Origin of the sequence: Bacillus sp. SRB_331, from assembly GCF_003264175.1 — a bacterium.
In the GTDB taxonomy this organism is placed as follows: Bacteria; Bacillota; Bacilli; order Bacillales; family Bacillaceae_G; genus Bacillus_A; species Bacillus_A mycoides.
The window spans coordinates 52,037-67,600 of the sequence record NZ_NADV01000026.1; the positions used below are offsets into that span (position 1 = coordinate 52,037).

At 37.4% G+C, this 15,564-nt stretch carries 14 protein-coding genes; 1 reads left to right on the forward strand and 13 read right to left on the reverse strand.

Going from position 1 to position 15,564, the window contains the following annotated elements; all coding sequences use genetic code 11:
• Positions 1-30: 30 nt before the first annotated feature.
• The 10 genes from inhA2 to B5P42_RS17100 all read right to left on the reverse strand — a co-directional run bounded on the left by inhA2 (position 31) and on the right by B5P42_RS17100 (position 11,289).
• Positions 31-2,421: a M6 family metalloprotease immune inhibitor InhA2 gene (inhA2, locus tag B5P42_RS17055; RefSeq protein ID WP_113734748.1), complete on the reverse strand. Its 2,391-nt coding sequence runs from the start codon at positions 2,419-2,421 to the stop codon at positions 31-33.
• Between the two features lie 298 nt (positions 2,422-2,719).
• Complete coding sequence (gene fsa / locus B5P42_RS17060) at positions 2,720-3,367, reverse strand: fructose-6-phosphate aldolase (protein WP_000667669.1); 648 nt, start codon at positions 3,365-3,367, stop codon at positions 2,720-2,722.
• Between the two features lie 38 nt (positions 3,368-3,405).
• Positions 3,406-4,329 carry a ribose ABC transporter substrate-binding protein RbsB gene (gene rbsB, locus B5P42_RS17065; RefSeq protein WP_002090926.1) on the reverse strand — a complete coding sequence of 308 codons (924 nt, stop codon included), beginning with the start codon at positions 4,327-4,329 and terminating at the stop codon, positions 3,406-3,408.
• A gap of 14 nt (positions 4,330-4,343) precedes the next feature.
• On the reverse strand, positions 4,344-5,279 hold the full coding sequence (locus B5P42_RS17070) for an ABC transporter permease subunit (protein WP_001074641.1): 936 nt from the start codon (positions 5,277-5,279) through the stop codon (positions 4,344-4,346).
• Between the two features lie 3 nt (positions 5,280-5,282).
• Positions 5,283-6,767: a ribose ABC transporter ATP-binding protein RbsA gene (gene rbsA, locus B5P42_RS17075; protein ID WP_113734749.1), complete on the reverse strand. Its 1,485-nt coding sequence runs from the start codon at positions 6,765-6,767 to the stop codon at positions 5,283-5,285.
• A gap of 18 nt (positions 6,768-6,785) precedes the next feature.
• The gene (gene rbsD / locus B5P42_RS17080; protein ID WP_113734750.1) at positions 6,786-7,181 is read right to left on the reverse strand and encodes a D-ribose pyranase; all 396 of its coding nucleotides are present in this window, start codon (positions 7,179-7,181) and stop codon (positions 6,786-6,788) included.
• Positions 7,178-8,074, reverse strand: coding sequence for a ribokinase (gene rbsK, locus B5P42_RS17085; RefSeq protein WP_044444496.1), 897 nt, complete (start codon positions 8,072-8,074; stop codon positions 7,178-7,180). The genes rbsD and rbsK overlap by 4 nt, the downstream gene beginning before the upstream one ends.
• 13 nt (positions 8,075-8,087) lie before the next feature.
• On the reverse strand, positions 8,088-9,059 hold the full coding sequence (gene rbsR / locus B5P42_RS17090; protein WP_113734751.1) for a ribose operon transcriptional repressor RbsR: 972 nt from the start codon (positions 9,057-9,059) through the stop codon (positions 8,088-8,090).
• Between the two features lie 138 nt (positions 9,060-9,197).
• Entirely contained in the window at positions 9,198-10,811 is a 1,614-nt protein-coding gene (locus B5P42_RS17095) for an MDR family MFS transporter (RefSeq protein WP_044444494.1), read from the reverse strand.
• Between the two features lie 19 nt (positions 10,812-10,830).
• Positions 10,831-11,289 carry a MarR family winged helix-turn-helix transcriptional regulator gene (locus B5P42_RS17100; protein WP_002125240.1) on the reverse strand — a complete coding sequence of 153 codons (459 nt, stop codon included), beginning with the start codon at positions 11,287-11,289 and terminating at the stop codon, positions 10,831-10,833.
• Positions 11,290-11,560: 271 nt separating this feature from the next.
• On the opposite strand from B5P42_RS17100, the gene glpT reads away from it, so the two are divergent.
• Positions 11,561-12,910 carry a glycerol-3-phosphate transporter gene (gene glpT, locus B5P42_RS17105; protein WP_044444493.1) on the forward strand — a complete coding sequence of 450 codons (1,350 nt, stop codon included), beginning with the start codon at positions 11,561-11,563 and terminating at the stop codon, positions 12,908-12,910.
• Between the two features lie 130 nt (positions 12,911-13,040).
• Here the strand turns inward: glpT and B5P42_RS17110 are convergent, their stop codons facing one another.
• The 3 genes from B5P42_RS17110 to B5P42_RS17120 form a co-directional block, all read right to left on the reverse strand.
• Positions 13,041-13,157: a DUF4027 family protein gene (locus B5P42_RS17110; protein WP_002125236.1), complete on the reverse strand. Its 117-nt coding sequence runs from the start codon at positions 13,155-13,157 to the stop codon at positions 13,041-13,043.
• 319 nt (positions 13,158-13,476) lie between these two features.
• Entirely contained in the window at positions 13,477-13,899 is a 423-nt protein-coding gene (locus tag B5P42_RS17115; RefSeq protein ID WP_044444492.1) for a universal stress protein, read from the reverse strand.
• Positions 13,900-13,964: 65 nt separating this feature from the next.
• Positions 13,965-15,416 carry a SulP family inorganic anion transporter gene (locus B5P42_RS17120; RefSeq protein ID WP_113734752.1) on the reverse strand — a complete coding sequence of 484 codons (1,452 nt, stop codon included), beginning with the start codon at positions 15,414-15,416 and terminating at the stop codon, positions 13,965-13,967.
• Positions 15,417-15,564 lie beyond the last annotated feature (148 nt).

The window sequence follows — 15,564 nt, forward strand, 5'->3', positions numbered from 1 at the left end:
TCTTCATATGAAGAATGTGCTTTTATGTTATTAACGTTTAATCCAAACAGCGCCTGCCGATTTATCCTCTGCCTGTCCAACAACTTGGAATTTAAGTCCAAGGTTTGGAACTTTTCTTCCCGCGTCTGCAATTTGTTTGTTACTATATACTTTTGAATCATCAAAAGTTGTAACACCTTGTAATCCAGAATAGTTAAACTGTCCACGTGTTAATGAATTTGCACTCCATGCGGGTGTTTGATCAAATGAAAAGGCAGCGTCTGCAATTTGCATGCCTGTATTACCATACGCTGGTTTCCCGTTTAAATTACCAACAAACGCTTCTGGATGAGAGTCTACAACACCAAGGAAGCCTTCACCTGGATGTACCCCAACCCAGTTATCTTTGAAACTATCATCTGCATACCAAACGACAAGACCAGTATTATACACCGGACCTTTTCCTGCTTTTAATCCATTATCTGATCCAGCATAGTTTCTCCACTCTAAATAATAATAATGTTGTTTCTTCTCTGTCCCATCAGAAACAACGAATCCATTTAACTTCATTTTAGACTGTCCTTCTGCGTCATCAGAAAATACTACTTGTCCATCAACTGTTACATTTACATTATCCATCGCGAAACCTTTATATGTTACAGCTGGATCTGTAATATAGTCGAATTGTAGTTTCACTTTCTTCCCTTTAAATTGACTTAAATCGTATGATTTATCAATCCATTTTCCATCTGTCGTGTCTTTATCTCCTTGTACTACTTTTTCTCCAACTCTATCAATTAACGTCTTCGTTCCATCTTCTGTTACAGCATGTACTTCGATGAAATCACACTCTGCTTCTAACTCATAATTTGCTTTATAATCGAATTTTGCATTTGTTCCTTTTGTTAAATCAAAGAATGGTGTTTCTAATGTTGTATGCATATCATCTCCTCTTGTACTATAATATGCATGCTTTCCAAACTCCGGTTTAATTGTTTCAACACTTTTACCTGGTAAGTTAACACGTACAACGCCTGGACGATTGGATTTCGTAACACTTTGATCAATATATGTAGGAACTCCTACACCACGCTTAATTTTATCGTAATCTACTTCTAAAATTTTTGCCCAGTTACCACCCATATTTTTTTGTAAGAAATCTTTATTTTGTGGTGAGAAACTAGTTGGCTCTGTTCCTGCGATTTTTCCTGTCCAGCTACCTCCACTCATTAATGACCACGCTTCAACAGGTGAACCAGTTCCAGTATATTTCGTGTCATATTCATCCGGTAAGCCAAGGTCATGTCCAAATTCATGCGCAAATACACCTACTGCTCCATCTTCCGGTTCAATTGTGTAATCATGCGCTGCTACTTTTCCACCAAAGTAATCTACATTTGATTTTGTACCTTCAATCGCTACTGGATCTATTGCTAATTTTGAACGATGTGACCAAATTGCATCATCACCTAATTTACCGCCACCAGCTTCTTGACCAACACCAGCATGGATTACCATTAAATGATCAATTACACCATCAGGTTCATTTGGATTTCCATCACCATTTGTATCATATCTATCAAATTGATCAAATTGAGATAAATCTAACCCTTTCTCAGCAGCTGCATGTAAAGCTTCTTTCACTAAATCACGCGCACCTTTTGGTCCTTTATTATCGTGACCGCTACTACCATCAGCACCATAATCAGCGGCTTTACCTGGAACAGTTAACCACTCTGTTACATATCCGTCTGTCGTATAACTACCACCAGACTGTTCTTCATAATATTGCTTAAATGTTTTTACTTTCGAACCATCAAATAATGTGTAAGGCTCATTACCAAATAACATTTTTTGATAATGTTCTCTACTAAAATCTTTCGAATACATATAACCTGGTGTTTGCTCAATATTATTATGTTTATAATCACTAAATTCAACGAGTAACACTAACACTTTATCATTGCGGACAGGTCCATTATATGGAGCTTGTTTCGCCTTAGAAGTTGGAACTTTCCCATCTAATTGCTTTTTATTTGGCTCCGGCTTTTGATCAGGGTTAACATTTTTTTCAGCTTTCTTTACTTTTTCCTTTTCTTCCATCTTCTTCTCTTTTACCTTTTTCACGAAATCAGATGCTTCTTGATTCGCATCGGGAAGAATTTCTTTATTCGCCTGATCCCCTTGTTTCTTTTCAATATATTGCTCTACGGCCTTTTTTGTCTCTTCTTTAGACGATGCTGGATTAATTGTTCCTCTTTCTTTCAGCGCTTCCGCTAAACGATCTTCTTGAATTAAGTTATGATCAATTGGCGTTGTAGACACACCTTTTTTTGCTGACGTTTCTGCATATGCTAACGGAGCACTCATTACAGCTGAGCATCCGATGAGTGTTGCGATCGTTAATGATGACAACACTTTAAATGGCGCTTTTTTTCTCATTTTAATCCTCCCCTTGTATCAATCTTAAACTTCAGATAAAAATATGTAATCTATCCTCCCTTGTATAATAAAAGACATGATTCTATAAGAAATAAGCTTTCTGTTATAGAATCATGCCCTCCAGTTTTCTGGTCAGACCCTCTATCTTTTTATGTCGAAATGTGAAAAATAAAGAGTGATTTGTATATATTAAATAGCTTATATTAAAAATTCAAAAGACAATATGCACAATTGCATGAAAATTCTTTCAAACAAAAAAAGAACCCAAGTTAATTAAACTTGGGTTCTCCATTTCGTATTATTTCTCTTGTGTTTTTTCCCAATCAGCTAAGAATTTCTCAATTCCTTGATCTGTTAATGGGTGCTTCACTAATGAAGCAATTACGTTTGCTGGGATTGTTGCAATATGTGAACCGTTTAATGCTGCTTCTGTTACGTGAACACTATGACGTACAGATGCTGCAATGATTTCTGTTTCAATGCCGTGAATTGCAAAGATTTCTGCGATTTGGCGAATTAAGTCCATACCGTTATGACCAATATCATCTAGGCGACCTAAGAACGGTGAAACGTATGTCGCACCAGCGCGAGCTGCAAGTAATGCTTGCACTGCTGAGAATACTAATGTAACGTTTGTACGAATTCCTAAATCTGAGAATGCTTTTACTGCTTTTAAGCCTTCTGTTGTCATTGGAACTTTTACAACAACATTTGGAGCGATTTTTGCTAACTCTTTTCCTTCTTCAATCATTTTATCAGCTTCTAAGCTAATTACTTCTGCGCTTACAGGTCCTTCAATAAAGCTGCAAATTTCACGAATACGCTCATGGAAATCTACGCCTTCTTTTGCTACAAGTGATGGGTTTGTCGTTACTCCAGCTACTACGCCTAATGCATTTGCCTCTTTAATTTCGTTAATGTTTGCTGTATCAATAAAAAATTTCATTTGTTATTCTTCCTTCCTAATTTTCATTTTATATTTATTTATTTTTTCTTAATAAGCTCTAATTCAATCGGAATAAATTTGTCCACTTTTTTACCTTGTGTTATCTCTTTTGCTGTTTCCATCGCCTTCTCTCCGATTAATTCCGGTTTTTGAGCGACTGTTGCTGCCATACGCCCATCTTTAACCGCTTTTACAGCATCATCCGTTGCATCAAATCCAACAACGACTACATCCGTTTTACCAGCAGATTTTAATGCCTCAATTGCGCCTAATGCCATTTCATCATTATGAGCAAATACCGCTTTAATATCGCTATTTGCTTGCAAAATATTTTCCATAACGGATAACCCTTTTGCACGATCGAAATCAGCTGCTTGTTTTGCTACTACTTTTAAAGACTTATCAGCTACGTTATGGAATCCTTTCCCACGCTCACGAGCAGCAGACGATCCAGGTATTCCTTCTAACTCAGCGACATTTGTTCCTTCACCAACTACTTCCCGAATGTAATCACTAGCCATTTGACCACCTTCTACATTGTTGGAAGCTATGTGAGAAACAACTTTACCTGAATTTGCAACTCTGTCTACTGTAATAACAGGAACATTGGCTGCATTGGCTGCACTTACCGCTGAAGCAACAGCATCTGAGTCGGTTGGATTAATAACAATTACATCGACACCTTTTTGAATTAAATCTTCAACATCGTTTGTTTGCTTCGCTGCATCATTTTGTGCATCAACAGCAATTAATTCAATGCCGCTATCTTTTGCTTTCTTTTCTGCACCTTTTTTCAACGTGACGAAAAATGGATTATTTAAAGTTGAAACAGAAAATCCAACTTTAATAGTTTTATTTCGACCTTTATCGCTAGAATCCTTTGCCCATTCTGGTGGTTCCATTGAACAACCAGCAGTAACTACCATGATGCATGCAACGAGTATCAGTAACCATTTTTTCATGAATTGCCCCTCCATTACGCTTCTTTTCGACGATCAATTAGTACAGCTAGTAAGATTACAAGTCCTTTTACAACTTGTTGGAAGAAAGAAGATACACCTAATAAATTTAAACCGTTATTTAGTACACCAATAATAAGCACACCGATGAATGTACCAACAATCCATCCTCTTCCACCTGAAAGACTCGTTCCTCCTAACACAACTGCAGCAATTGCATCCAATTCGTAAGAAGTACCAGCAGTCGGCTGTGCAGAATCTAACCTTGATGTTAAGACAATACCTGCAAGCGCTGCCAAAATTCCGGAAAGACCGTAAATCATTACTTTAATTCTCGTAACATTAATGCCTGATAAAGCTGCCGCTTCTTCATTTCCACCAATCGCAAACGTACGGCGACCAAACGTTGTTTTCTTTAAAATAAAGTACAGTACTGCAAAAGCGATCATCATTGTAACGGCTGGCACAGGAATACCAAGGAAATAACCACGGCCAAACATTTGGAACATTAAATGATCACCAAGACCAGTGATCGGACGTCCGTCCATATAAACAAGCGTCAACCCGCGAAAAATAGTCATTGTTGCTAAAGTTGCAATAAACGGAGCTACTTTTCCCTTCGCAATAATGATACCGTTTACAATCCCCATTACAAGACCGGCTAATAATCCAACTGCCATTGCAAGGAACGGATCCATGCCACTTGCCATCATTCCGGCAACAAGTGCACTTGATAATGCTAAAATAGAACCTACCGATAAGTCAATACCCCCTGTTAAAATAACGAAGGTCATTCCAAATGCAATGAGTGCATTAATCGATACTTGGCGCAGTATATTAAATAAATTTGGAATTTCAATAAATGCTGGATTTAAAGCTGTAATTACCACGATAATTAATACTAACCCAATTAAAGAACCAAGTTGTTGTAATACATTCCCCTTCTTAGCCATATCTTACTCTCCCCCTGTAGCTAGTGCCATAATAGACTCTTGCGATGCCTGATCTTTCTCTAAAATACCACCGATTTTCCCTTCATGAATAACGAGAACACGATCACTCATTCCTAAAACTTCTGGAAGCTCAGACGATACCATAATAACGGCATCACCCTGCTCAGTAAGCTTATTCATAATAGAGTAAATTTCTTTTTTAGCCCCAACATCTACACCTCTTGTTGGCTCATCTAAAATGAGTAACTGCGGATGAATACCTAGCCATTTTGCAATTACAATCTTTTGCTGATTTCCACCAGAAAGAGATTTGACAGCTTGCTCTCCGTTTGCTGCTTTCACATTAAGAAGCTTCATCATATCCTCTGTAAATTGCCGTTCTAAACCTTTATTAACAACGCTTCCCTTTGAAAGACTTTCTAAATTTGGTAAAGCTAAATTTTCACGAATCGAAAAATCTAACACAAGCCCTTCAGATTTTCTATCCTCTGTAATAAAGGCAATTCGTTGTCTAATCGCATCAATTGGACTATCAATTTTTACTTCTTGTCCATTCATAAAAATTTTTCCTGAATCGAGCGGTTCATATCCAAATATTGCTTTCATAATATCCGTGCGACCAGCTCCCATCAAGCCCGCAACACCAAGGATTTCACCTTTTCTAACTTGAAACGAAACATTTTCAAATTCCCCCTTTTTCGTTCCGTTTCGCATTTCAAAAATCACTTCGCCAATTTGACTATTTCGTTCTGGATAACGTTCACCAATACTGCGGCCCACCATCATGCTAACTACTTCATCAAATGACGTTTCTGGAATTAATCTTTTCCCTACATATTCTCCATCACGCAAAATCGTAATAGCATCACATATTGAAAAAATTTCTTCCATCCGGTGTGAAATATAAACGAATGAAACGCCCTCTTTACGTAATTTATTAATAACAATAAACAGCGTTTCAATTTCGCGATCTGTTAATGCTGCTGTAGGTTCATCCATAATAATAACGCTCGCCTTTGTCATTAATGCTTTAGCAATTTCAATAATTTGCTGTTGTCCAACTGATAATTCACCTGCTAGCATAGCACCTCTCACATGTAGACCAAGATCTGCTAATTGTTGCTGGGCAATCGCATTCATTTGACACGTACGTAAAATGCCCGTTTTCCCATACATTAACTCTTTTCCAAGAAACATATTTTCAGCTACCGTTAAATTCGGTAATATGTTCAACTCTTGATGGATAAATGCAATACCATACTCTTCAGCTTCTTTCGCATTTTTAAAAGTTCGTTCTTTCCCATCAATCATGACTGTTCCACTGTCCTTTTTATATACACCTGTTAAAATCTTCATGAGCGTCGATTTCCCCGCTCCATTTTCCCCCATCAATGCATGGACTTCTCCTGTTTCAATCATAAACTGTGCGTTTTTTAGAACAGGATTACCACTGAACGCTTTTGAAATGTTCTTCATTTCAATATGCATTCTCATCACATCCCTTTATTAAAAAATCACGCCTGCATGTAAAATAACATTCGCATAAGGCGTTGCTTCTCCTGTACGAATAATCGCCTTCGCTCTCTTTGTATGCTCTTTAAATTCCTTATGAGACACATATTCAAATGCTGGCTCTATTAATCGCATCTCAACTTCTTTATTTACCTCTGCATTATTTATAATAACTTCTTCTGCTAACGTCACTTTTTCAATTGCCATATCATCAGCAACTACTTGTAATACGTCTAAAAAGCTAGGCTTTCCGATTTCAACTGCTAAATCAATTCGTTTTACTCCATCAGGAATAGGTAACCCACAATCAGCAATTACAATCGTATCTGTATGTCCAAGTGAAGCAAGGACTGCCGCGATTTCGCTATTTAATACACCGTGCTTTTTCATCCGACAATCACCTGCACTTCACGTACTCTATCTCTCGTTGGCATACCGCCCTGTGCCCCAAGTTTCGTTACAGAAAGACCACCAGCAATATTTGCAAAACGAATTGCCTTTTGAAGTGTTGCTCCTTCAGAAAGCGCAACTGCTAACGCACCGTTAAATGTATCACCTGCTCCAGTCGTATCTACTACATCTACAGCAATACTTGGAACTTGAACAACTTCCGTTCCATTATGGAAACGAACACCATTAGACCCTTCTGTCATCAATAGCTTATTTGGATATTTAGCCAGTAACTCTTCAATTGGTGATGTGAAATCATTTAATACGATGCGACATTCATGTTCATTCGGCGTAATATAAGTCGCTTTTTCTAAAATATCTTCTGATAAAAATTGTGCTGGAGCCGGATTCAACATAACTGGAATTTTATGTTCCTCACAAATAGCCAGAACGTATTTTACTGTTTCAAGCGGAATCTCTAGTTGAAGAACAACCATATCTGCTTTTACAAGAAGGTCTTTTGAACGATCTACAACCGACTCATTTACAAGAGCATTTGCTCCTTGTACGACAACAATACTGTTATCCTCTTCTGCTAAAACGATATGAGCGATTCCTGTCGTCCTATCTGTAACCGGTACCACATAGTCGATAAAAATGCGTTCGTTCTCCAAGTTTTTTCTAACTACTGTTCCGTAATCATCATTTCCTACTGCACCAACCATCGCTACATTTGCTCCTAATCTAGCTGCAGCAACTGCTTGGTTTGCCCCTTTTCCTCCTGGTATCGTATGAAACGCTTCACCAATTACTGTTTCTCCTGCTTTCGGCCGTATTTTTGAAACAGCCACTAAGTCCATTGAAATGCTACCTACTACTGCAATATTTGGCATCTGTCTCATCTCCTTACTTCGTTGTATTTCGTTCTATAATTTCAATCGGTAAACGATAGTGTTTCTCTTCTAATGGATTTCCTTCCATCTGCTCTAACAACAATTCTGTTGCAATTTTCCCCATTTCATAAATTGGCTGTGCAACAGTCGTAATAGATGGATACATCATTTCAGTTAAAGAAATCCCATCGAATCCAATAATTTGTAAATCGTCTGGAATAGAAATTCCCTTTTGAAGTGCAGCCTTTACAATACCAATTGCAATTAAATCATTCCCAGCAACAATTCCATCAATATGCGGATATTCTTCTAATAATTCCACCGCTACCCGTTCACTATTAGCTGGATCGAATGTACTCTCTGCAATCATATAAGAAAGATTATTTTGCGTAATAACGTCTACAAAACCTTCAAAACGTTCATTAGCTGCGCTCACATCACGCGGTCCACGAATATGTGCAATATGTTTACACCCTTTGTCTATTAATAACTTTGTCGCCGCCTGGCCCCCTGCATAGTTATCTGCATATACAGTAGGAATGCGCTCATTAAATATACGGTCAATCGCAACAACTGGAATAGACAAATTCATGTAATTAACACTATTTTGTGGATTCGTTGCTACAATAAATCCGTCCACATTATTTTGTCTAAGCACATCAATGTATTGCTTCTCTTTTTCTAAATTTTCATCAGAGTTACAAAGTACAACTGTGTATCCTTGCTTATGTGCTACATCTTCTACAGCACGTGCAACTTCCGGAAAGAATGGATTCACGATATTTGGAACAACTAAGCCAATTAAACGAGATTTTTTATTATATAAAGAACGCGCTACTGTACTAGGCTTATAATCTAGCATTTCAATTGCTCGCTCTACTTTCTTTAATGTATCCTCATGGACATATCCATTTTTATTTAACACTCTGGAAACGGTCGCAACAGATACCCCTGCTAATTTTGCAACGTCTTTAATCGTACTCATTCTCTTTTCTCCTCATTTCATGTAACCGTTTACATAAAATAATATAACGCATTTATAAAAATACGTCAATCATTTCTAACTAAAAAGCTTTTAAGGTTATACTCAAAAAAAGCATCGCCATAAGGCGATGCTTTTTTATTACGAATATGATACAGTTTTTTCCTTTTCTTCTACAGCAGGCTCTTCAGCATCTTTTTTACGATCAGACAGTTTAATTTTCTGTAAGAAAATCGTAAAGATAGCACCTACTACGATAAATACCAATCCTGTTAAGAATACAGTATGAAGTGAGTCCACTAAAGAGCTTTTCAAAATTGGTACGATGCTATTAGAAAATGCTTCTGGCATTTGTTTTAATGCCTCTGGACTAAATAGCATAGAATATAAACTTTGTGGATCTGTATGAATCATATCTTTAAATTTTGTTACCATTTGTCCCGCTTCTTTTGGGAATGTGTCTAATACAGGTACTAATTTATTTGTTAACGTTGTGCCTGAAGTATTATTCATAATTGATCCTAAAATTGTAATCCCAAACGTTCCACCGATTTGACGGAAGAATTGACTTGATGATGTTACAACGCCAAGATCTTTTTTCGGGAAGCTTTCTTGTAATGCTAATGTTAATATCGGCATAACAAGACCCATTCCTAAACCGATAACCATCATATAAGAAGTAGCGGTAAGCTTAGTTGTGTGCATATCCATCGTTGTTAATAACCAGAAACCACTAGCCATAATAAGCATCCCTGTAATAATTTGTGGTTTCACACCAATTTTTAATACAAGCTGACCACCAATAATACTCATAACGATCATTGTAATCATCATCGGTGTCATAATCGTTCCTGATTCAGCAGCACTTACGCCTACAATTCCTTGCATAAAGAACGGTACGAACATAATTGCTCCAAACATTCCGATACTCATAAAGAAACCGATCGCATTCAGTAGTGTAAATGTGCGGTTTTTAAAGAAGTGCATCGGTAAAATTGGTTCTTCAGCCTTCGTTTCAACGATAACAAAGCTAACAATACCAATGGCAGCTAGTGCAAATAACCCGATAATTTGCCAAGAACCCCATGCATAATCTTTTCCGCCAAACGTTAACGCAAGTAATAAACTTACAACACCGAGAATCATCGTGAAGATTCCAGCGATATCAATTTTAATTGGTCCTGTTTGTTTATGTGCTTTTAATCCCATTGCAATGAAGATTGTCGCTAAAATACCAACTGGTAAGTTAATATAGAATACCCATCTCCAGTTCACTGCGTCTACAATCCAACCACCAACTTGTGGTCCAATTACAGAGGCAAGACCGTATAGAGCTCCAAAAATACCTTGCCATTTAGCACGTTCTTTTCCCGTGAACATATCTCCTATAATAATCATAGCCATTGGCATCATAATACCGCCACCAAGACCTTGAATACCACGGAAAATAATTAATTCTGTCATACCGTTTGCCATACCACATAACGCTGAACCAACCATAAAGATAATTAATCCTGCTATATATACGTTACGACGCCCAAGTAAATCCGCTAATTTACCTGCAATCGGTACAACCGTTGTTGATGTTAACATGTAAGCTGTTGTTAACCATGTCATTAAACTTAATCCACCTAGTTCACCGACGATACGCGGCATTGCTGTACCAACGATTGTTCCGTCCAATGCAGCAAATAGCATTGCGATTACTAAACCGATTAACAACAACTTTCTATTCTGATTTTCTTGTTGCTCCATGTAATCTCCTCAATTCCTCTTAGTTTTTCTCTTTTTTCTCTGGTTTCCCGCAAATAATTGTTTCTAGCTTTTCAAAGAGGCGCAACAAATCTTCCCTCTCTTGTAATTCTAAGTGTGAGAAGTATTTTGCAATATGCTCATTACGAGCCGCCATCGCTTCTTCTACTGTAGCTTTCCCCTTCTTCGTTAGCTCAATGACAACAACGCGGCGATCATTATCGTCGTGATAGCGCTCTACTAACCCATGATCAATTAAACGATCAGTCATTACTGTAATCGCACTCGGTTTCACGTACATTTTCTCCGCCAATTGTGTCGCTCTTGAAGCTCCGTAATGATCTAAAATCTTTAAAATATAAAACTGCGGTGGTGTAAGTCCTGATGCTTGCATTTGTTCTAATAGCTCTGTTTGCATTTTCTTTCCTATAGCGAATGTAAGAGCTTGAATCTTATCAATATGAGTCATATCATTTGGCATGTTATCCACCTCTTATTTAAGCAATAAAATATTTAACGTATTTAAATATTAATCCCACAAACAAAATACGTCAACAACTTTCTTTATAAAAACGTTTACATTCTTGTCACAAAGTTGTATAATTTTCGTCGAAGTTAATATTGACAGTCACGGAGAATCGGAGTATATGGCTATGAATCATAAAAAAGGGAACTTTTTTATATTTCATAGCCTTTTTGTATTCTCTCTGTCTTAAAACGCTTTCAATTAATTAGGGGAGGATTTTCATTTTATGTTTTTCACACAATTATTTAAACCTGCGCCCCACGCAGAACGCTTACCAGCTGATCGCACTGATAGCGAATACCGCAAATTGCGTTTGCAAGTATTCTTAGGCATCTTCATCGGTTATGCGGGTTACTACTTTGTTCGAAAAAACTTTTCACTCGCAATGCCATACTTAATCGAACAAGGCTTTAGTAAAGGGGAACTTGGGGTTATCCTTTCAGCAGTATCTATCGCTTACGGATTAAGTAAATTTCTTATGGGTATCGTATCCGATCGTTGTAATCCTCGCTACTTTTTAGCAGCTGGGCTATTTTTATCCGGTATCATTAATATTATTTTCGGCTCATTTTCTTTCATTACAACGAGCATTATACTTATGTTTGTACTTCAGTTTTTAAATGGATGGGTACAAGGTATGGGATGGCCTCCTTGTGGTCGTACGATGGTTCACTGGTTCTCCGTTAGTGAACGTGGTACAAAAATGTCTATTTGGAACGTCGCTCATAATGTCGGCGGCGCGCTTATGCCCTCTCTCGTTACATTAGGCTTATATTTCTTTGCAAATGACTGGAAAAGTATATTTTACTTCCCAGGTATTCTTTCAATTTTGGTGGGGATTTATGTATTAATTACGATGAGAGATACACCTCAATCTTGCGGATTACCTTCTATTGAAGAACATACTGGGGAATATCCATCAGATGAAAAAGTAGCGGACCGTGAACGCGAACTTTCGGTAAAGGAAATTTTATTTACATACGTATTAAACAATAAGTTTTTATGGTACATCGCTATCGCTAATGTCTTTGTTTATTTCGTTCGTTACGGCGTTGTAGACTGGGCTCCTACTTATTTAGTAGAAGAAAAAAGCTTTACTCACAGTAGCTCACGTACAGCTTATGCTCTATACGAATGGGCTGGTATTCCAGGTACACTTCTTTGCGGATGGATGAGTGATAAACTATTTAAAGGGCGCCGCGCACCTGCTGGCATTCTATTTATGGTCGGTGTATTCATTGCCGTTCTTGTTTACTGGCTAAATCCTGCTGGGCATCCAATCATTGATAGTATCGCACTTGTTTCCATTGGATTTTTAATTTACGGACCTGTTATGCTAATTGGTCTTCACGCGCTTGACTTAGCACCCAAAAAAGCTGCTGGAACTGCCGCTGGGTTAACTGGGTTCTTCGGTTACCTAGGGGGAGCTACTTTTGCTAGCGCAGCTATGGGCTTTATTGTAGATGGATTCGGATGGGACGGCGGATTCATTTTGCTCCTTGCTTCTTGTGTGCTTGCAATGTTCTTCCTTGCTCTTACTTTAAATACAGGATCTGCTAAATCAAAAGAAGTTTAAACAAAATATAATGTGTAGAAAAATAAACATAAAAATAGCTCTTAGCATTTACTTACATGCTAAGAGCTATTTTTTATTTATCGTTCTTCTCTTGCTATTTATATTAATCATTTCCCTTCTATTCATACGATTAAAACATTTGCTGAAACATCTTTATTAAAACAGCTAACATAACAGATCCAGCAAATCCACCTAAACAAATTAAACTTACCCCTTGGCTATAAGACAAATTTTGAAATGATTTCATACCTTCCATCCTCCCCATATCCCCTTTGATATTCTTATTGTATCAATGGGAAAAATTTCATAACATCGATTTCGCTGACAGCTAACTTACAAATTTGTAAGTTAACATTTTTTTAAACTTATATATATTCTGTCCACATTCTCCCTCTTAATACATCAAAAAAGACCTCGAATTATATCAAGGTCCTGCTTACACTACATAATATCTCACTCAACTTATTTTATCCCGCTATTCGCCGGGCAGTAAGACCCCCACCTCAAAATTCAGTGAAAGCAAAGAAGTTAGGTGGGGATGAACAAAACCCCCACTGATTAAAGTTTCACTTTATAATCATCACCGGGCATTTCACACGCTTTGCTATTTTATGACTTACACTACCAAGCACCATCTCTTGCAGTGTATTTAGCCCTCTACTCCCAGCAATAATAAGATCTATATCTCCTGTATTTACATATTGAACAATCGTATCTCCTGGATCGCCATGTAGAATCGTAATTTTGTAGGGAATGTTCTCTTTCTTTAATAAACCCTCAATCTCTTTTAATTTATCTTTTCGACTAGCTGATATTGTTTCTAAATCCGTTTGTCCTTGTATAATATCTGACTTTGCCGTTCTATTATCTACTACGTACACAACTTCAACATGTGTTTCTTCGTTAAATTTCGCAATATATGTTGCATGCTCGGCTGCTCGAAGTGCATGTTCAGAACCATCGCATGCTAATAAAATTTGTTTGTACATATGCTGAATCCCCTTTTCGTTATCCTACCCGTATTATATAATAAAGCCCCCTAAAAAGGAGGCTTCTAACTAGCAATTCTCTTATTATAAGTAGCTAAATTCGCAACGAGCTTCGAGCTACGTTCATTTAACCCTGTGATCCTTACTTTCACACCGTTCTGTTCATACTTCATTATAACTTTATCAATTGCCGCTACTGCTGAATCATCCCATACGTGTGCGTTAGTAAAGTTCATCTCAATTTCTTTCACATCTTCATTGTATGAAAAAGCATTTATATACTCTGCCGTAGATGCGAAGAATAGTTGGCCGTGAATTTCGTATATTTTCTTATTTTCAATATACAAATGTTTCACGTGAATCTTTGCCATATTGAATGCAAATAAAACTGCACTAATTATCGTTCCGATAATTACACCTAATCCTAAATTATGTGTAATTAGGACAATCACAACTGTTACGATCATAACAAATGCGTTTCCTTTTGGTACTTTATGAATCGTCGCTACAGAGTTCCAATCAAACGTCCCAATCGAAACCATAATCATAACTGCAACTAAAGCTGCCATCGGAATATGAACAACGTAATCACCTAAAACAAATAGCAATACGATTAAAAAACCACCGGCTACAAACGTCGATAATCTCCCGCGACCACCTGATTTAATGTTAATAACAGATTGTCCAATCATTGCACATCCTGCCATTCCTCCGAAGAAACCAGCAACAACGTTCGCAATCCCTTGTCCACGTGCCTCTTTATGCTTATTACTTTCCGTATGTGTCATATCGTCTAAAACCGACGCCGTTAATAATGACTCTAGTAAACCTATAACCGCTAGCATAACTGAATACGGTAAAATAATTGCTAATGTCTCAAGTGTAAATGGAACATCAGGAATACTAAAAAACGGTAATTCTTTCGGTAAGCTTCCCATATCCCCTACTGTTTTTAACTGTAATCCGCTCATAAGTGCAATGCTTGTCACAATAATAATTGAAATAAGTGTAGACGGAACAGCCGTCGTAATACGTGGAAATAAATATATAATTGCAAGTCCTAATGCGACAAGTGCATACATTTGCCAAGTTGCATTTTTAAAATGCGGCAATTGCGCTGTAAAAACTAAAATTCCAAGTGAATTTAAAAAACCACTCATAACGGATTTAGGAACAAACTTCATAAATGAGCTCAGCTTGAACACTCCAAAAATAATTTGAACAATACCTGTTACTATTGTCACAGCAAATAAATATTGTAAACCGTGATCCTTCACAAGAGTGACCATTAATAATGCCATCGCACCCGTTGCCGCCGAGATCATCCCTGGTCTTCCGCCGACAAACGAAATTGTAACCGCAATACAAAAGGCCGCGTACAATCCAACCGTCGGATCTACACCTGCAATAATAGAAAAAGCTATCGCTTCAGGAATTAATGCTAAAGCAACGACAATTCCTGATAGTACGTCCCCTTTCACATTAGAAAACCATTCATTTTTTATCTTTTGAAACAAGCTACCACCCTCTACTCTTTTATCATTTGATTTTCTCCGTAAGAAAATCTAGGCCGACTGCACGAAGGCTATTATATAACGAGCAAAGGATGTTGTGCTATGTAAAAGTTTCCTAAAGAAAAGACGCTACCTTAGCAGCGTCTTTTCT